This is a genomic window from Lacinutrix himadriensis (assembly GCF_001418105.1).
In the GTDB taxonomy this organism is placed as follows: Bacteria; Bacteroidota; Bacteroidia; order Flavobacteriales; family Flavobacteriaceae; genus Oceanihabitans; species Oceanihabitans himadriense.
In genome coordinates this window covers 847141-865807 of the sequence record NZ_LIQI01000022.1, presented here as the reverse complement: position 1 = coordinate 865807, position 18667 = coordinate 847141, and the positions used below count along the sequence as shown (strand labels likewise).

14 protein-coding genes and 2 pseudogenes are annotated in these 18667 nt (G+C 32.5%); 3 read left to right on the top strand and 13 right to left on the bottom strand.

The features are described from left to right. Window positions 1-56: 56 nt before the first annotated feature. The 8 genes and pseudogenes from AMD28_RS11460 to AMD28_RS11425 all read right to left on the bottom strand — a co-directional run bounded on the left by AMD28_RS11460 (window position 57) and on the right by AMD28_RS11425 (window position 9206). Entirely contained in the window at window positions 57-1829 is a 1773-nt protein-coding gene (locus tag AMD28_RS11460; protein WP_055444238.1) for a BatD family protein, read from the bottom strand. Window positions 1830-1919: 90 nt separating this feature from the next. Continuing rightward, window positions 1920-2777 carry an aerotolerance regulator BatC gene (locus AMD28_RS11455; protein ID WP_055444237.1) on the bottom strand — a complete coding sequence of 286 codons (858 nt, stop codon included), beginning with the start codon at window positions 2775-2777 and terminating at the stop codon, window positions 1920-1922. 162 nt (window positions 2778-2939) lie between these two features. Further along, window positions 2940-3980: a vWA domain-containing protein gene (locus tag AMD28_RS11450; protein ID WP_055444236.1), complete on the bottom strand. Its 1041-nt coding sequence runs from the start codon at window positions 3978-3980 to the stop codon at window positions 2940-2942. 59 nt (window positions 3981-4039) lie between these two features. Continuing rightward, complete coding sequence (locus AMD28_RS11445; RefSeq protein WP_055444235.1) at window positions 4040-4471, bottom strand: cytochrome c oxidase assembly factor Coa1 family protein; 432 nt, start codon at window positions 4469-4471, stop codon at window positions 4040-4042. Window positions 4472-4476: 5 nt separating this feature from the next. Next, complete coding sequence (locus AMD28_RS11440; protein ID WP_055444234.1) at window positions 4477-5481, bottom strand: vWA domain-containing protein; 1005 nt, start codon at window positions 5479-5481, stop codon at window positions 4477-4479. Window positions 5482-5484: 3 nt separating this feature from the next. Then, a complete protein-coding gene (locus AMD28_RS11435; RefSeq protein WP_055444377.1) occupies window positions 5485-7194 on the bottom strand; it encodes a BatD family protein in 1710 nt (569 codons plus the stop codon). 47 nt (window positions 7195-7241) lie between these two features. Then, window positions 7242-8107 (bottom strand): annotated as a pseudogene (locus AMD28_RS11430) (DUF58 domain-containing protein). A gap of 94 nt (window positions 8108-8201) precedes the next feature. Beyond that, a complete protein-coding gene (locus tag AMD28_RS11425; protein WP_083478289.1) occupies window positions 8202-9206 on the bottom strand; it encodes an AAA family ATPase in 1005 nt (334 codons plus the stop codon). A gap of 160 nt (window positions 9207-9366) precedes the next feature. Between AMD28_RS11425 and AMD28_RS11420 the strand changes: the two genes are divergently transcribed. The 3 genes and pseudogenes from AMD28_RS11420 (at window position 9367) to AMD28_RS11410 (ending at window position 12337) form a co-directional block, all read left to right on the top strand. Continuing rightward, on the top strand, window positions 9367-10239 hold the full coding sequence (locus tag AMD28_RS11420) for an aldo/keto reductase (protein ID WP_055444376.1): 873 nt from the start codon (window positions 9367-9369) through the stop codon (window positions 10237-10239). Window positions 10240-10417: 178 nt separating this feature from the next. Beyond that, window positions 10418-11170 (top strand): SDR family NAD(P)-dependent oxidoreductase, encoded by a 753-nt coding sequence (locus AMD28_RS11415; protein ID WP_055444232.1) that lies wholly within the window; start codon window positions 10418-10420, stop codon window positions 11168-11170. A gap of 34 nt (window positions 11171-11204) precedes the next feature. Beyond that, window positions 11205-12337 (top strand): annotated as a pseudogene (locus AMD28_RS11410) (DUF5929 domain-containing protein). A gap of 167 nt (window positions 12338-12504) precedes the next feature. Here AMD28_RS11410 and AMD28_RS11405 read toward each other — a convergent pair. The 5 genes from AMD28_RS11405 to amaB all read right to left on the bottom strand — a co-directional run bounded on the left by AMD28_RS11405 (window position 12505) and on the right by amaB (window position 18512). Then, window positions 12505-13680 carry a DUF1501 domain-containing protein gene (locus tag AMD28_RS11405; RefSeq protein ID WP_241492491.1) on the bottom strand — a complete coding sequence of 392 codons (1176 nt, stop codon included), beginning with the start codon at window positions 13678-13680 and terminating at the stop codon, window positions 12505-12507. Between the two features lie 20 nt (window positions 13681-13700). Next, the gene (locus tag AMD28_RS11400) at window positions 13701-15074 is read right to left on the bottom strand and encodes a DUF1800 domain-containing protein (protein WP_055444230.1); all 1374 of its coding nucleotides are present in this window, start codon (window positions 15072-15074) and stop codon (window positions 13701-13703) included. Window positions 15075-15219: 145 nt separating this feature from the next. Continuing rightward, window positions 15220-15831 carry a hypothetical protein gene (locus tag AMD28_RS11395; RefSeq protein ID WP_055444229.1) on the bottom strand — a complete coding sequence of 204 codons (612 nt, stop codon included), beginning with the start codon at window positions 15829-15831 and terminating at the stop codon, window positions 15220-15222. A gap of 19 nt (window positions 15832-15850) precedes the next feature. Continuing rightward, window positions 15851-16780 carry an OmpA family protein gene (locus AMD28_RS11390; RefSeq protein WP_055444228.1) on the bottom strand — a complete coding sequence of 310 codons (930 nt, stop codon included), beginning with the start codon at window positions 16778-16780 and terminating at the stop codon, window positions 15851-15853. A 178-nt stretch (window positions 16781-16958) separates the two neighbouring features. Continuing rightward, the gene (amaB, locus tag AMD28_RS11385; RefSeq protein ID WP_055444227.1) at window positions 16959-18512 is read right to left on the bottom strand and encodes an L-piperidine-6-carboxylate dehydrogenase; all 1554 of its coding nucleotides are present in this window, start codon (window positions 18510-18512) and stop codon (window positions 16959-16961) included. Window positions 18513-18667 lie beyond the last annotated feature (155 nt).

The window sequence follows — 18667 nt, the reverse complement described above, 5'->3', positions numbered from 1 at the left end:
ATGTATCGGAATACATTCACCTTCCAATTATTATTCTAAGAAAGGAGTTTAAACATTTATTTTATTTGCTTATCTATTTCAGAAATGGTTCTAGATGCTTTTTCATAATCTTGTTGCATTTCTACTTGTGTAATTGGAGTATATCGTGCCAATTCGCAATTTTTCAAGATACTTACAAACTCTAAAACAGTGGTGTTTTCTACTTCTCGATCATTTAATATTTCTGTAATCTTATCTTTAGTGAAATCACTAGTTTCTATTTGCAACTTGGCTTTTAAATAATTGTGTAACGCCTTTTCAAGAGCCACATAAAAAGCTTCTTTTTGTCCTAAAGCACGTTTTGCTGCGCTTAAATATTTTTTTGCTAGCTTATCTGCTTTTCTAACTTTATTCCCTGTAACATCTGCCATACGTTCTTCACGTTTGTTTCTAAACACAATGGCTAATGGTATTGCTAAAAGCGGACTTAATAAAGCGGTCCAGAAGCCTGTAGATTTAAAGAAATTCTTTTTTGTAGTGCTAACTAAATTTGCGTTGGTTTTAATAAATGCAAATTGATCATTACTTAAAACAGGTTGTTTATCGTTTCCGTTTACAATAGCATTATTGTTTGTTGCCTCGCTATTGGTTGGTCCTTCTAATACATCAATTATTAACTCATCAGAAGAAAGTGTTTTGTAGCTTTCGGTTTTTAAATCAAAATAAGAAAACGAGATACTTGGTAAAGGATACTTCCCTTTAAATTGCGGAACAACCGTATAACTCTGGCTACGTGTTCCTTGCATGCCGTTTATACTTGTTCTTACATTGTCTGTATTTTCTGGTTCATAAACCTCTAAGGAGCTAGGAAGACTTAGTTTTGGTAATTCGAATAGTTTTAAATTTCCATTACCGGAAACAGCAACGGTTGCTTGTAAGGATTCGGATGCATTTAATGCTGTTTTAGAAGTAGCTACTTTAAAATCGAAATCACCAACCGCTCCAGTAAAATTAGCTGGTTTATTATTTTCTGGTAACGGTTTCACGTTAATTTTTCTACTTCCTGCAGAAATTGTTTTGTGCGCTTGCGTCATTAAACGTTCTCCAAAAATATTTCGTCTACTTGTAGGAACATCTACGGTAATATCTAAGCTTAAAGGCTCAATTTCTAGCTTCCCTGTTTTTTGAGGATAAAGTACTGTTTTACGTAAAACAACATATCTATAATCTTCACCTTTATAGGTTCCTTTTAAAATTTTTAAGCCTTTTATATCTATGTTTTGTGACCAGAAATCATTGTATCTCGGACTATCTATTTCTCGCCAATTACTAACTCCGGTATTTGGTGAAACATAAAGTTTATAGACAACGGTTATTCCTTCGTTTAAATAAGGACTTGTCTTAGATACTTCTGCAACCAAATGAATATTATCTTCTATTATAATATCTGGATTATTAGGATCATTTGGCTTGCTTACCGCTTTAGAAACCACTACGGTTATTGGCGTTGTTTTATAGGTCTCACCATTAATTTCTATAGTAGCCTGATTGATAGTAAATTTTCCTTGTTTTTTTGGTGCTAAAAAGTAACTGTACGTCTTATTGAATGATTTTTTTCCATTCATCCAAGAATGACTAACAGACTGGTTTGGACCTGCAACTACAGTGAAATCTTGAAAGCTTGGCGGATTAAAATTATCGCCATCTTCGTTCATTTCAAAATCAATACGTAAACGTTCATTAACACCAAGTTTCTTCTTGCTTGTTTTTGCTTCAAATTTAACCTGTGCAGAAGCAATACTTGTTGCAAGTAGTATAAATAGTATGGTTATGTGTTTTAGTGTTTTCATTTTTAAGATGCTTCGACTGCGCTCAGCATGACAATCAATTTTAATTTACAATTATAACTTCTAGCTTCGGTCTTCAGACTTCTAGCTTTTTTACCAGTCCTTTTCGGTTTGTACTCTTTCTCCTTTTGTTTTTTGAGCATTCATTTTATCTTGTACTTTCTGCTCTTGATCATTCATTGCTTCTAACAAGTTTTTCACTTGCTGTGGTGATAATTGTCCGGGTTGTGGTTTTGGTTGTTCTTTTTTCTCATCTTCACCACCTTTCCCTTCATCTTCTTTTTCATCTTTAGGATTACCTTCTTCGTCTTTTTTATCCTCGCCTTCTTTTTTATCTTTTTCTCCGTCGTCTTTAGGCTCTTCGTCTTTATTTTCGTCTTCCTGATCTTTTTTATCTTCCTTATCCTGGTCTTGATCTTTTTGATCTTTTTCCTGATCCTTGTTATCTTCGTTTTGATCTTTATTCTCGTCCTGCTTATCTTGTTCCTCTTGTTGCTGCTCTGCACATTCTTTTGCTAAAGCGTAATTATAACGTGTTTCGTTATCGGTAGGATTGTTACGTAATGCATTTTTAAAAGCTTCTGTCGCTTCTTTACATTGCTTATCCTGCATAAGAATATTACCAATATTATGAAATGCTCTATATTTCTCATCTCTAGTGGTTGCGTGTTTTGCCGTTTGTTTTAAACGATATAACGCTTCATCAAAAATACCTTTTTTGTAATACGAATTCCCTAAGTTATACGCTCCAACGGTATAGTTTGGTTGCTCAGACATGGCTTTTCTATATTCCATTTCTGCCGAAACATAATCTTCATTATCTGCCAAAATGTTGGCATCATACACTAAATCGTTCGCTTTTTGGTGCGCAAGTATTTGCTCTTCTTCTTTGTCTTGTGCAAAAGAAGAAATGCTAAAAAGGGCTAATATGATTATTACTACGTGTTTCATTTTGATTTTACTAAATTATAAAACTCTTGGCTTGGTTCTAGTTAAAGATTTTATAAATTATTTAACTGGTTAATTCATGAAAGACCTTTCGGTTTGCTTTGCAAGGTACTTTCAATGAAAATATATTTTCATCTCAACCAATGCGCAAGGTGACATTCTTATTTATAGGTTCTCGTTGAATAGGTTTAACTTTTTCAGCCAAGCTGTTTTTCGTTCTAACAAAAAGACATCGATAAACAATAGAAATATTGCTAATGCTAAAAACCATTGAAATTGGTCTTTAAAATCGGCAAACTCTTTGGCTTCAAATTCTGTTTTATCCATTTTATTTAAAATGTCTCTAATGGTATCTACTACTTCGTTTGTATTTCTCCCATTAATATAAACACCGTTTGCTTCTGCAGCAATGCTTTTTAAATTCTCTTCGTTTAAACGTGTTATTACCGTTTCGCCTTGTCTGTCTTTTTTATAATTTAAAACAACGCCGTTTCGTTTTATAGGAATTGGCCCTCCTTTAATATCTCCAACGCCAATGGTAAAAATTCGTATTCCTTCTTTACTCGCCTCTTCTGCTGCACGAACTGCCGATTCGCCAAAGTGATCTTCACCATCTGAAATAATGATTAAAACCCTATTGGTCTGCTCTTCATTATCAAAATAGGTTTCTGCTAATTCTATAGCGCCATTAATTGCTGTTCCTTGCGAAGACAACATATCTGTATTCATGTTTTGCAGAAACATTTTTGCCGCTGCATAATCTGTAGTTATTGGTAATTGCGGAAATGCTTTTGCCGCATAAGCAATAATACCAACTCTGTCACTGGCAAGATTATTTATAATTTGTGTTACTAATTGTTTCGACTTATCCAATCTGTTTGGCGCAATATCTTCTGCCAACATACTTTTAGAAACATCTACAGCAAATACAATATCTACACCTTCGCGTTTTACCGTTTCTAGTTTGGTTCCTACTTTAGGATTTACTAAAGCAATTGCTAAACTAGCAAATGCAAGACACCAAATAGCTACTTTTAAGATGCTTTTAAAAAGGGATTGGTTCGGACTTAATTTTTTTAGGATTGCTTTATTGGCAAAGTTTTTTTGTGCTTTATGTTTCCAAATTTGAAGCACCAAAAAAAGTAGGATTATTACTGGAATAATCACTAAAACCCAAAACCATATTTTTTCTTCTAATTGATACATTTATTTTAATATTCTTTCGCAATATTCAGTGAGCAGTGTATCGCTACTGAAATTTTCAGCTATTTTTTTATAATTACTATTGGCTCTTCTACTCCTTTAATACGAATTTTCAGCGCTTTATAATCCCAACTATTTTCATTCCTTTCTGCAAGAATATCTAGCTTACCTTGTCCTTTGGTGCCTTTTATTCTAATCGTTGATTGTACTTTTTTATTATCTTCAGAATAGCTAACAAACCCTTCGGCAATAGCCATTTTATCTATTGGCTCAATATCTCCTAATACATGAATAGCCTGCTTATTATTTCCCACTTCTTTTATCGCATTTTCATAAAGCGTTGCGTCTGTATAAGCTTTACTAACATCTTTAATCTTTCCACCTAATCCTGAATTAATGAAACCTATTAACATAATTATGAGGAATCCAATTAACGGAATAAACCATTTTTGATTACGCTTCATCCAATTTTTATGTGGTATTAGCTCATTCATGTTTTTTACACAAAACTTCTAAAGATAGTAAAACGCAATAATAATTCTAATGCTAATAAAAGTCCTGCTAATAATACTAACGGACGATATTTTTCTTCGTAATTATAAAATTTAAATTCTTCGATTTCTGTTTTTTCTAGTTTGTTTATCTCGTCATAAATCTCGGCAAGCTTCTTATTGTTTGTTGCTCTAAAATATCTTCCTCCAGTGGCATCTGCAATTTCTTGAAGTAGGGCTTCATCAATTTCTACTTGTACTCTTGCGTATTGAAAAGTCCCGTTTGGATTTGTTGCGTAAGGAGATAGCGCCATTCCATTTGTTCCTATCCCTATTGTGTATACTTTAATACCATATTCTAAAGCTAACTCACTAGCAATTTTAGGATCTATAAAACCAGAATTATTTACTCCATCTGTTAGTAAAATAATTACTTTACTCTTGGCTCTACTATCTTTTAAACGGTTTACAGAAGTTGCTAAACCCATTCCTATTGCGGTTCCTCCTTCAATAATCGTGTTGTATTTTATATCGTTTAGCGATCGTATTACAATTGCTTTATCACTAGTAATTGGTGTTTTTGTATAACTTTCTCCTGCATATTCTACCAAACCAATTCTATCATTTGGTCTTCCAGCAATAAATTCTGCTGCAACTTCTTTTAAAGCCTCTAAACGATTAGGTCTTAAATCTTTCGCCAACATACTTGCCGAAACATCTATTGCCATCACAATATCTATACCTCGAGTGGTTTTTGTTTTTGTTGAAACATCTACCGTTCTTGGTCTTGCCATTGCAGTTATTAATGCTGCTAAAGCTGCTAAACGCAAAGCAAATAGCAAGTGTCTTAGTTTTGGCAACCAAGAGTTGGTTACTTTAAACCCTTTTAAACTGGATATCTTTAATTCTGCTGTTTGCTTATTATGCTTAAAAACATACCATAGCAATGCTAATGGAAGTAATAAAAACAACCAGAAAAATTCTTTATTTAAAAATTCTATTCCTTCAAACATGGTTTAATTTTCTTCTTGTTCTTTTTTTGCTACTTCTTCTTTTATAAGCTCTACAGAATTAACAATTCTTTCTGCAATCGCCTCGGCATAAACATCGCCTTTTCTATATGTAATTGCTATTTCCTGTATAACGTTGTCTGCAGTGAAATGTAAAAGCACATATTCACCATCATAATACTTATCGGTATTTGCTACAGGAAGGCTCGCTGTTCCGTAGGTTTTTAATCCTTCGGCATTATTAGGAGTTACAAACTTTTCCTTTTTAACAAGTAAATTGGTAACACCTTGTTTTTCTAATTGCTGAATTGCCTTTTCGGAAACTTGATTTAAATCTATTTCTTCTTTTGCTCCTTGATTTTCGGGACCTTCTTGCGGACTAATTTTTAGCGTAGAGAGGTTAACACTTAAGGCTTGGGAAACATTACCAAAACTAAAAACAGTCATCTGTAGTTTTGCTTTTATCTCTTCTGGAATTGGTGGGTTTTCTCTTTTTAAAACTTCTGGTGTGCTAATAGAAATTGCTGGAAAACCATAATCACTAGTTACCCAATTACCTTCTAGTAATTCTTTACTTTCATGACCAACAATAGTATCTTTTACATAACCAAAACCATATTTCAAACCAAAGCCTACAAAAGTGGCAATACAAAGACCAATAACTATTGCTACAGTAATAATTATCTTATTACGTTTTTGTTTTTTCTCTTGTATTTCTTGATATTTTTGGTCTTGCAGTTTTTCTTCTTCGGTTGGTTCTGGCAACGCTTCTTTTACTTGATCTATTTCTAAATCTATAGTATTTCTATCTAATTTTGCTAGCTCTACATCTGGAGCAGATTTTGCAAACTTTACTAAATCGGCACGCTTTAAGATCGTTTCAATATTTCTAATATCGTCTTTAGTAATATCTATTTGATTTGCATCTTTAAGTATGTTTAATCGTGTGATTAACTCATCGGTTGTACTCTCTAATGCGCGATCATATACTTTTTCGTCTAGGTATTTTCTAATAATAAAGGTTAACTCGGAATAGTAATCTTTTAATTCAGCATTTTGTAAATAGCTGGTTTCATCTAAATTTTGAAGTGCTAATTTCGCTCTATCATAAGGCGGAAGCAATGCAATTTTCTCTTCTTTTGTAAGTGGTTTTGTTCTCCAAATAAACCAATATAACAAGAAACCTATTACCGATAAAACCAATAAAGTTAGCAGTAAATATTTCCACCATTGACTCGGACTTTTCTCTACTTCAATAATTGGTTTAATATCAAACAATCCTTGTTTTGTAGTGTCTACAACAATATTTCTCACTTCTACTTGTAGAGAATCGGTTTGAAAGACTTTGGTACCAATTACAATTTTCTGTCTTGGAATAGTGAATGCGCCAGAATCAAATTGCGTTAATCCATACTTTTTTATAAGCGTGTATTTAGCATCTTCTTTTGTGGTGTCTATTGCAAACGAATGGATAACCTCTAACGGAAGAAAGGTTTGTCCTTCCGGAAAAACTACAACATTTGTAGTATCGGTTTCTACCTGAACTTTATAGGTTATTTGCTCTCCTATTTTTATGGAAGTAGAATCTATTGTTGCAGTTACTTGCGCTGCTAAAAATAAAGGCAAAAGTAAAAAGGCAAAAGTAAAAAGACCCGAAAACGGAAGACCGAAAACGGAAGCATTTGTATTATTATATTTAAAATTCTTACTCTTCATATTAAAAATAGGTTTCCATTTACCGTAACCTGACATTATCTTATTAATTATCCTCTTCTTTTAAAATAACCTAAAAGCTTTTTTACATAACTTTCATCTACTCTACAATCTATGGTTCCTGCTCCAGATTTCGCAAAACTATCTTTATAATATCTACTTTTTCATGGTAGAATTTCGCATAGTTTTTACGGACGGTTTTAGATTGTGTATTTACCAAAAGGAACTCTCCTGTTTCTTCATCTTGCATTTGAACCATACCAATGTTTGGCATCTCTTCTTCGCGTTTATCAAATACTCTAATTCCGGTTACATCGTGTTTTCCTGCTGCTATTTTTAAGGTTTGCTTATAATCGTCTGCAATAAAATCGGAAAGCACAAAAACAATAGCTTTCTTTTTCATTACGTTACGCATAAACTTCAAAGCTTCAGCAACATTAGTGCCTTTGCTTTTTGGTTTAAATTCTATAAGTTCACGAATAATACGCAATACATGGGATCTTCCTTTTTTAGGCGGAATATAAAGTTCTACGTCGTCGGTAAATAAAATAAGCCCTATTTTATCATTATTCTGTGTTGCAGAAAATGCTAATGTTGCTGCGATTTCTGTTACCACTTCATTTTTAAATTGCTCTTCGGTTCCAAATAATTCCGATCCCGAAATATCCACCATAAGCATCATAATGAGCTCCCGTTCTTCTTCAAAAACTTTAATATGTGGAAGATTGGTTCTTGCCGTTACATTCCAATCTATATTACGTACATCATCTCCATATTGATACTGTCTTACTTCAGAAAAAGTCATACCACGACCTTTAAAGGTAGAATGGTATTCTCCTCCAAAAATATGATCAGACAAACGGCGTGTCTTAATCTCGATTTTTCGTACTTTTTTTAGTAATTCTTTGGTATCCATTTTTATTAAGTATGCAGTGAGCAGTCTTCAGTTAGCAGTAATTACAATTCAGAATTCGAGTAAGCGACTGCCTACTGAACACTGAAGACTCTCTTTATGGTACTTCAATCTCATTAACAATCTTGCTAATAATATCTTCTGAAGTGATATTTTCCGCTTCCGCTTCGTAGGTAATTCCAATTCTATGACGTAATACATCATATACTACCGCACGAACATCTTCTGGTATTACATAACCTCTTCGCTTAATAAATGCATAACATTTTGCTGCGGTTGCAAGATTAATACTTCCACGAGGAGAAGCTCCAAAAGAGATTAATGGTTTTAAATCTTCTAATTTATATTTTTCTGGGTAACGTGTTGCAAAGATGATATCTAGAATATATTTTTCAATTTTCTCATCCATATATACTTCACGAACCGCTTCTTGCGCTCTAAGTATTTGCGATACCGAAACTACCGGATTTACTTTTTCCCAAGATCCTTTTAAGTTCGCTCGCATGATTAATTGTTCTTCCGCTTGCTTTGGGTAATCAATAACTGTTTTTAGCATAAACCTATCCACTTGCGCTTCTGGTAAAGGATATGTTCCTTCTTGCTCTACAGGATTCATCGTTGCCATTACCAAGAATGGTTTATCCAATTTAAAAGTTTCGTCACCAATCGTTACTTGCTTTTCTTGCATTGCTTCTAATAAAGCAGACTGCACTTTTGCAGGCGCTCTATTAATCTCATCTGCTAGCACAAAATTCGCAAATATTGGTCCTTTCTTAATTTTGAATTCATTTTCCTTCATGTTATAAATTAAGGTACCAGTAACATCTGCAGGTAATAAATCTGGTGTAAATTGTATTCTACTAAAACTTCCAGATACTGCTTGAGACAGTGTATTAATTGCTAATGTTTTTGCAAGACCAGGAACACCTTCCAATAAGATATGTCCTTGACCTAATAATCCTATAAGTAATCTTTCGATCATGTCTTTTTGACCAACAATTACTTTATTCATTTCTAGTGTTAGTAAATCTACAAAAGCACTCTCTTTTTCAATTTTCTCATTAATTGACTTAATATCAACTGTACTTGTATCTTCCATCATTTTTTAATTTTTAAAGGCATGAATTTAACATTCATAATTTCGAGGTGTAAATTTGTTAAAATTTTTGATGCGCTGCTGTTAATAATTGGTTAAAAATTGTAGTGTTTAATATATGTTTAAGCGTTTTTCTTTTCTATTTTTAATGTTCAAAACAAAAAAAATGATAAAGAATAAATTTTCTAGAATTATTGCTGGCGCTATGACCTGGGGTGACTGGGGAAAGCAACTCTCTAAAAAAGAGATGATTACACTCCTGCATCACTGTATAAACCAAGGTGTAACTAGTTTTGATCATGCAGATATTTATGGGAGTTATACTACAGAAACTGCTTTTGGTAACGCCTTCGCGGAAAGCAATATCGTACGAGAAAAAATGCAATTAATTAGCAAATGTGGCATACAATATGTTAGTGAAAATCGTAAAAACGAAGTAAAACACTACAATTTTAGTAAAAATTATATCATTTGGTCAGCGGAAGAATCGCTAAAAAATCTAAAAACGGACTATTTAGATCTCTTTTTACTGCATAGACCAAGTCCGTTAATGCAACCCGATGAAGTTGCAGAAGCAGTTTCTATTTTAGAAGTTCAAGGAAAAATTAAAGCTTTTGGAGTTTCTAACTTTACCACCTCGCAAGTCGATTTAATTTCTAAATATACAGATGTTTCGGTAAATCAAATAGAATTCTCATTAACCCAACATCAAGCAATGCATGATGGCACTTTAGACCAAATGTTATTAAAAAACATGACGTCAATGGCTTGGTCTCCTTTAGGAAATGTATTTAAAGAAGATACCGAACAAACCAGGCGCATACACAAACAACTTGGGGAGTTATTAGAAAAATACAATGCAACAGAAGACCAGCTTTTATTGGCTTGGATTTTAAAACACCCTGCTAATATACATCCAGTAATAGGAACTACAAACGCGAAGCGAATTGAAAACGCAGTAAAAGCAATCCATATAGAATTAGAATTAGAAGATTGGTTTAAAATTTTAGTGGCTTGCCAAGGACATAAAGTGCCGTAATACATTCCTGCGAAGGCAGGAATCTCATAAATTGAAACTATATTCTTGCTTTGCAAAAGATTAATAACCACCTTAAAAAGATTAGTAGTATTCAGTCGCAGTAGGCAGTTGCTTACTCGGTTTTAATATAAATAAGTAAAAGATTTTCACCTTCGTGGAAATTAAAAATAAATTTTTCATGAAAAAAACAGCCTTAATAACAGGAGCAACAAGCGGTATTGGTAGAGCAACAGCTCATGAACTTGCAAAACATGGTATTAACTTAATACTTTGCGGCAGAAGACAAGAACGCCTAGACACCATACAACAAGCGTTAAGTAAACAAACCAACGTGCAAACTTTAAATTTTGATGTACGTGATAAAGATGCCGTTTTTAATGCCATCGATTCGCTTCCTGCAGATTTTAAACAAATAGATATCTTAATCAATAATGCAGGAAATGCACATGGTTTAGATCCCATTGAAACTGGAGATTTAGACGATTGGGACGCCATGCTAGATATTAATGTAAAAGGATTACTTTATGTTAGTAAAGCGGTAATTCCTATAATGACAGAGAGAAATTCTGGACACATCATTAATATTGGTTCTTCTGCAGGAAAAGAAGTATACCCTAAAGGAAACGTGTATTGTGGTAGTAAACATGCGGTTCTAGCAATTACAGAAGGTATGCGAATAGACCTCAACCCATACGGAATAAAAGTTGGCGCCATTAATCCCGGATTAGTAGAAACCGAATTTTCTCAAGTGCGTTTTAAAGGAGATGCCATTGCTGATAATATATATAAAGGCTACAAAGCATTGCAACCAGAAGATATTGCAGACATCATCTATTTTGCCATAACACGTCCTGCACATGTAAATATTGCAGACTTATTGGTGTTCTGTACAGCCCAGGCTAGTAGTACTATTGTGAAGAAAGATATTTAATTAAAAAAGATTCCTGCCTTCGCAGGAAGTAAACATGATTAACAAACGCTTACTTATTAAAAACCTATTAGCTCACAATGATGAGAACAGTTTTTATGATAAAAAGCGAAAAATAAATATTGACCTAAGAGAAGGAAAAGCGAAGTTTCTAAAGCATGTTTGTGCGCTTTCTAACAGTAATCCGAAAAACAATTCCTACATAGTCATTGGTGTAGAAGATGAAGACAATACTATTGTTGGCGTTGATTTTTTTGATGATTCTAAGATTCAGAATTTAATAAATGCATACTTAGCCAATCCGCCAATTGTGCAGTATGAGAATATTCCTTTTCCGCATTTACCAGACGACAAAGTAGTTGGTTTAGTAACTATTCGCCCTATTAATAGCTTGACATCACTTCGGAAAAATATTTGGAAATATTATGGCGGTACAGTCTTTTTTAGAGATGGTAGCATAAGTATGCCAAAGGTTTTTAAAAGCGATATTATTGATGTAAATTCTAAAATCGTGGAAGCGATTGAAAACCATTCGCAAAACAATATTCAACATACACTCGATGGCGTTTTTACTTTTTTAAATAAGCGGAAAGATTACCATCCTAAATACAAAGTCTTTAAAGAATATTTTGTGCTTTGCTGGTCTGGACAAAAGAAAATTGTAGGTAATGAAACCTTTTATTCTAGAGTTGATATTGAAATGGTTAACGAGCAAGTGCGTTTGTTTTTTTCCACCTTAGACGAAGTAGCAATAAGCTTAATGAAGATAGTTTTAAAATTATTGAATACGTAAACCTTAGTCTGCAAAACACATCTAAATATTATCCTTTAGAAGAAACTTTAATTCATTTTGAAAACAACGCAAGCTATAATATTGAAACTAATTTACTATTTGAAGCTCCTCAATTGGATAAAAAAGTATTACATCATATTTATAATGCTAATAATGCTTTATTAGAAAAATTAAAAAAAGGACAAAAGCTGAACACTAATGAAGAGGTGGATTTAATGAATCTTCCAGAAACCTATTTAATATGCTATTTAAATAATTTTCATGAAGCTATAGATAAACTTACTGAGGCTAAACCCTTTTTAAAAATACACAGTGAAGAAGCATATCTTTTTTATAAAGAATCGCTAAGAATTTTACGAAAAGTAAAGTATAACTAAACACCAACTATACAAAAAACAATACCAACTATATACTTCTCACTACCAAATACATATTTAGCATGCATTTATTACATTGATTTACATACATTTACACTGCTATTAATCAACAGAGTACTTTAAACCTTGTTTCATTCTTTATTCATTTAAAGATAGATACAAGGTTTTTATATAAAATCTAACTGCTTAAAAGATTTATTCAATATTTTTTTATCGTTTACTTTTAGCCATTTTTTCAATATAGTTGCATAAATAGTTCTAAAATCTATTTCATATTTTAAATCGCCATTAGCATCTAAATCGCTAAGACTTGCTAAATCATTATACAAACCTTGTTGCTTTAAATTTTCGCCAATAACAAAAACATTATTTGCAGCGCCATGGTCTGTACCATATCCAGCATTTTGTTTTACGCGTCTACCAAACTCCGAAAAAGTAATAATTAGCGTATTTTTAAATGAATTGTTTCTTTTTAAATCACCCACAAAAGCAGACACGCCATTAGCATAAAGATCTAATAAATGCTCCTGCCTATTTACTTGTCCGGCATGCGTATCAAACCCACCTAAACTTGCATAATACACTTTAGTATCTAATCCCGAATTAATAAACTCTGCTATCGTTTTTAATTGTCCGCCTAATGGGTTTTTTGTTGGATAGGTCTGTTTAGAATTATAGGTTTTGGTTTTTTCGAATAAATAATTCGCAGATGATTTTGCATCAATCATTGTTTTATATAAATACCCTAAATTATGCTCATTTAAATGATTACTGTTCTGATACTCTAAAATTCTATTAAAATTAGATTCATGTAATAATTTATAAAGCGAAGAAGAGCTTCTAGTTGCAATACCATTTTTAAACTCCCCTTTTAACACTAAAGATAAACTATCATCAATTTCTATTGCTTGATGCGCTTTTTTACCATATTCATCTAAATATCGACCCACCCAACCTGTTTGTGGATACTCATTAGAATTACTAGCAGATTGCCAAATATCGGTAGATCTAAAATGCGATCGACTTGGATTTGGGTAACCAACATTATTTATTATACTCAAATCTCCTCGGTCATATAACTTTTTTAATGGCAACAATTTTTTATGAAAACCTAAGTCGTCATTTAGTTTAATAATTTCGTTTTTACTTACAGCAATTTCCGGTCTTGCTTTATAGTATAAATCATTTCTGTATGGCACAATTGTATTTAAGCCATCGTTTCCACCAGATAATTGTATAACCACTAATTTATTATATCCTAATCCATTTAAATCTACATCCTCAAGTGCTTTTAAAAAGTTTGGGACAAAAAATAAACTACTAGCTAATGCTGAATTTTTCAAAAATTTTCTTCTTTCCATAATTAGCACATTTGATATTCAGGAAGACTCATTATTTTTGATAAATTTTTCCTTTTTGTTAATCTACCAAGTGTCTTTAAATAATTTTGTGTCCCAAGATTTATTTCACTTAAAATTAAAGAGAAAATCAAATCATTGGATGACACTTTTTTAACCGCTTTTTGATACGATTTCCAATCGACTCTTACATCTAATTTTTCTTGGTATTTATTTTTAACAGACACTAACTTAAATTTATCTGTAAAATTTCCTTTGGGCTGAATGGTAAAAGATTCTTTCTCTAATAACATTGTAGGTAATTTTATTCGAACTAAAATACTATTGGTATTTATCCAGTTTCTTCCTCCTTTCCAGCCTGCAACATTTGCTGGGTACAATAGTTTTTGATCTAGTACTGTTTGTATTTTCAACAGTTCATTTGTTTTATTAAATTTTATTGGAATTATTCTACCAATACCTACCAATAATTCTATTGGAGACTTAATTTTAGTTCCAATATTTTCTGGATTATAAAACCAATCGGACCCAAAAATATAGCGCATTAAATTTTCAATATTATAATCTTTATAAAATACTTCGGTCATTAAATTTACATGACTAACATTAATATCTTCACTCACAAAATACTTATAAATCTTCTCACTAATAAATCGTGCACATTGTTTTTGTTTTAAAATAATATCTATAATTTGATCTCCTTCAAAATTTCCTTTTTCTTCAAAAAAAGTTTTTATTTCAGAATCATGCTGCTTTTCATTAAACACAAATTGGGATTTAAAATTAAATCTATAACCAGTAAATGCTCTTGCACTTTCTTTGATATCTCTTTCGGAATAATGCCCCGTTCCTAGAGTAAATAATTCCATTAATTCTCTAGCAAAATTCTCGTTAGGCTTGGATTTATTATTTTGATTTAAATTTAAAAACTGAATCATTACAGAATCCTTAGACACTGCTTTAACAAATTGCCTAAAATCTCCTAATGCATGCTTTCGCAGTAGGTTATTATATTGTTCTACATTTTTAATTCTAGCATCTTTTGCAACAAAATGATTTGCCCAAAATAGCGTCATTTTTTCTCGTAAAGTTTCTTTTGAGGTTGCTAATCTATTAACCCAAATATGATTATATTTCTTCATCAAATTTGCGTTTAAAATGTTGTAGTCTTTTTTTACTTCTGGAGATTTTTTTATGGTTTCTTCTTTAAAAGCATCTAGACCCGTTGTGTTTATGCGCAATGGAGAAATCTTTTTAGATTCTAAGAACAAATCATTAATTATTTGCTCTTTACTTTTCCCAACAAGCAAATCTAACTGTTTAGGTAACAGTCCAAAACCCGCTCTCCAATATAAATGTAATATGTGCTTTTTGTTCATATTTATAAAACTAACTTAACGCCAATGTGCAACATTAAACTTATCAAAAATCTAACCAAACCATAAATAAAATTCCTAATTTAATTATAAAAAAAACCGTTTTAGTAGCCTAAAACGGTTTTATATTTACTTAGAAATAAAGATATTACTTCCCGCCATCCAATTTATCTTGCCAATCAGAAAGCTCTTTCCATTTTCCTTGAGAAGCCAATAAAGCTTGTTTAGGCCAAGTTCCAGGTTTATGTATTTTATACCTATCTCCTCCAGAATTTAAAACCTCTTGGCATTTTTCTACACTACATTGAGATAATGCATGCCATGTTTTTACATCATGCGTATGAAAAAGTTCTTTGATTTTTGGACCTATACCTTCTACAACTGTTAGATCATCTTCTTTTATTTTTTTACCAAATACAGCTTTGGCTGCATCTGCATCAAAGGTTATTTTTGCTACGGAAGCGACTCCTGCTCCAGCCGCAAAAGAAGAAACAGCAGTTCCTAATCCTGAAGATTTACTAGACTTGCACGCTTGTAAATCTGTTTCTAATTTTGTTATTTTATTCTTGTAAAGATTTACATCTGAAGACTTCTCTGATTTACAAGTCTCTAAATCTGCTTCTAGCTTAGCTATTCTATTTTTATAAACATCTTCACCAACAGCGCTGTCATTGCCTCCAGATAATAATTTACCTAGTAAATATCCTAATAAGGCACAAATTGCGCCAACCAATAATGGAATTAATATACACCAATTCATATTCTATATTTTTTAAGTTTTAGTTAATTGTTACAACGGTTCTTCTGTTTTTAGCTTTACCTGCTTCTGAAGCATTATCTGAAATAGGTTCATTTGGACCTTTAGAGGCTGCTTCTATGTTAGTACTTAAAATACCGTTTTGTATTAAATAGCTTTTTGCGAAATCTGCTCTTTGCTGACCAAGCATTACATTATTAGCCGCATTTCCAGTATTATCTGTATGGCCAACCACAAGTACTTTTACACCTATTTTATCTACACATCTAGAAATATTAGCTATTTTTTCACGTTGCGCTGTTGTTAAATTAATTTGCGCTTCTCCCGTATTAAAATACAATACCAATGGATTTGTTTTTAAAGCTTCGCAAGCCACTTTTAAAACCTCATCATTTGCTTTATCATCTTCAGAAACTGCAAACAATTCATAATGAACTGGACCAAAAAAGATTTTATTTTCATCAGCAATCATACTGTCTTTTAATTCTCCTTCTGTGTCCATTATTTTTGAAGAAACGCCTTGTGTTACAAAATAATTTTTAACTGCATTTGCTCTTGCTAAACCTAAATTAGGATATGCTGAATTATTTGTTTCTTCATTGGTATAGTACCCTGCAATCGAAACTCGCTTTGAAGGATTTTCATCAAAATACGTTTTAAGATTTAAAACAGCATTTTTTAATTCCTCTGAAACGGGTTCTAAAATTCTAAAACTAGAATCCTTAAAATTGAAGTTGTCATTACTCTTTAAAGCATAATCACTATCCTTAATAGAAAAAGGATTTAACGTTGCTTCCATCACATTCGGAGTTTCTACTATAGTCTTTTCATCTCCTTTTTTGTGATCGCAGCTTTCAGCATTGCAACAATTACAACATAGCCACCAATACAAAATGGTACCAATAATAATGGTTAGCAAAATACCGAGTAGGTAGGATGTTTTTTTACTCATTCGTTATTTCTTTTATAAGTTATTGACTATTAAGGTATTGAATTTTTAACATATTATTCCTTTTTAATGTTTAAGATTGTTTTTAAAATCGATTAATGGCTTAAATTTCTCGTTTTTAAACAAAAAAAAGCCACATCTTTCGATGTGGCTCTTCCAAATATAATTTAATTAAATACGTCTATAGATCAAATTTAATCCCTTGTGCTAAAGGTAATTCGTCTGAATAGTTTACTGTATTTGTTTGTCTTCTCATGTATATTTTCCAAGCATCAGATCCAGACTCACGTCCGCCACCTGTTTCTTTTTCACCACCAAAAGCACCACCAATCTCCGCACCAGAAGTTCCGATGTTTACGTTTGCGATACCACAATCAGAACCTGCATAAGACAAGAATTTTTCAGCTTCTTTCATTTCGTTTGTCATGATCGCTGAAGATAATCCTTGTGCAACACCATTTTGTTTTGCAATAGCATTTTCTACTTCTCCAGAATATTTCATTAAATATAAAATAGGTGCAAAAGTTTCGTGTTGTACGATTTCAAAATCGTTTTCTGCTTCAATAATTGCTGGTTTCACATAGCAACCAGACTCATAACCTTCACCTTCTAAGACACCACCTTCTACTAAAACGTTTCCGCCTTCTGCTTTTGCTTTTTCAATAGCAGCTAAATAGGTATTTACAGCATCGTGATCTATTAATGGTCCGATATGATTTTTTTCATCTAAAGGGTTACCAATCGTTAACTGCCCATAAGCACCAACAATAGCATCTCTTACTTTATCGTAAACCGATTCGTGAATAATTAATCTTCTTGTAGAAGTACAACGTTGTCCGCAAGTTCCAACAGCACCAAATACAGCACCAGGAACTACTACTTTTAAATCTGCAGTTGGTGTAATAATGATTGCATTGTTTCCTCCTAACTCTAATAAAGATTTTCCAAAACGCTCTGCAACAGTTGCTCCAACGATTCTTCCCATTCTTGTAGATCCTGTAGCAGATACAAGTGGAATTCTTGAATCTGTAGTCATCATTTCACCTACTTTATAATCTCCATTTATAATACAAGAAATACCTTCTGGCAAGTTGTTATCCTTTAAAACTTCTGCTATAATATTCTGACAAGCAATAGTACATAAAGGTGCTTTTTCAGAACCTTTCCACACACAAACATCACCACAAATCCATGCTAAAGCTGTATTCCAAGCCCAAACTGCAACTGGAAAGTTAAATGCAGAGATAATACCAACAACACCAATTGGATGCCATTGTTCTCTCATTACGTGTCCTGGTCTTTCTGAAGGAATCGTTTGTCCGTTTAACTGTCTAGACAAACCAACTGCGAAATCACAGATATCAATCATTTCTTGAACCTCACCATAACCTTCTTGCAAAGATTTTCCCATTTCGTAAGAAACTAATTTCCCTAAAGGTTCTTTTAATTCTCTTAATTTATTACCAAACTGACGAACAATTTCTCCACGTTGTGGCGCAGGCATATGTCTAAAAGATAAAAATGCTTTCGTTGCCGCATCCATTACCTTATCATAGTCTGCTCTTGTAGTCGTTCTTACTTTTCCTATTAATTTCCCATCTACTGGAGAATAGGACTCAATAATTTCACCGTTAGAAAAATTATTAGAACCTGTTGATGTTCCATCGTTAATAGCCGAAACACCTAACGCTTTTAAAGCCTTATCCATTCCGAAATCCTTAGAAATATCTCCCATATATGTTTGTTTTTTATGAATTATTTAATTTCCTGCAAAGATACTAATTATTTACCTGTTGAACCCTCGTTTTATTTCTTAAAAATATTCGTTTTAATTCACAGTAATACCTGCTTCTTTTTTTAACTTTATGAAGAATTTAACAGCAACAAAAA

What these genes read in the sequence shown, in the direction of transcription:
- AMD28_RS11440 (WP_055444234.1), bottom strand. Translation starts at nt 5,481, where the DNA reads ATGTTTGAAGGAATAGAATTTTTAAATAAAGAATTTTTCTGGTTGTTT.
- AMD28_RS11445 (WP_055444235.1), bottom strand. Translation starts at nt 4,471, where the DNA reads ATGAATGAGCTAATACCACATAAAAATTGGATGAAGCGTAATCAAAAA.
- AMD28_RS11420 (WP_055444376.1), top strand. Translation starts at nt 9,367, where the DNA reads ATGATAAAGAATAAATTTTCTAGAATTATTGCTGGCGCTATGACCTGG.
- AMD28_RS11455 (WP_055444237.1), bottom strand. Translation starts at nt 2,777, where the DNA reads ATGAAACACGTAGTAATAATCATATTAGCCCTTTTTAGCATTTCTTCT.
- AMD28_RS11395 (WP_055444229.1), bottom strand. Translation starts at nt 15,831, where the DNA reads ATGAATTGGTGTATATTAATTCCATTATTGGTTGGCGCAATTTGTGCC.
- AMD28_RS11460 (WP_055444238.1), bottom strand. Translation starts at nt 1,829, where the DNA reads ATGAAAACACTAAAACACATAACCATACTATTTATACTACTTGCAACA.
- AMD28_RS11415 (WP_055444232.1), top strand. Translation starts at nt 10,418, where the DNA reads ATGAAAAAAACAGCCTTAATAACAGGAGCAACAAGCGGTATTGGTAGA.
- AMD28_RS11435 (WP_055444377.1), bottom strand. Translation starts at nt 7,194, where the DNA reads ATGAAGAGTAAGAATTTTAAATATAATAATACAAATGCTTCCGTTTTC.
- AMD28_RS11425 (WP_083478289.1), bottom strand. Translation starts at nt 9,206, where the DNA reads ATGATGGAAGATACAAGTACAGTTGATATTAAGTCAATTAATGAGAAA.
- AMD28_RS11390 (WP_055444228.1), bottom strand. Translation starts at nt 16,780, where the DNA reads ATGAGTAAAAAAACATCCTACCTACTCGGTATTTTGCTAACCATTATT.
- amaB (WP_055444227.1), bottom strand. Translation starts at nt 18,512, where the DNA reads ATGGGAGATATTTCTAAGGATTTCGGAATGGATAAGGCTTTAAAAGCG.
- AMD28_RS11400 (WP_055444230.1), bottom strand. Translation starts at nt 15,074, where the DNA reads ATGAACAAAAAGCACATATTACATTTATATTGGAGAGCGGGTTTTGGA.
- AMD28_RS11450 (WP_055444236.1), bottom strand. Translation starts at nt 3,980, where the DNA reads ATGTATCAATTAGAAGAAAAAATATGGTTTTGGGTTTTAGTGATTATT.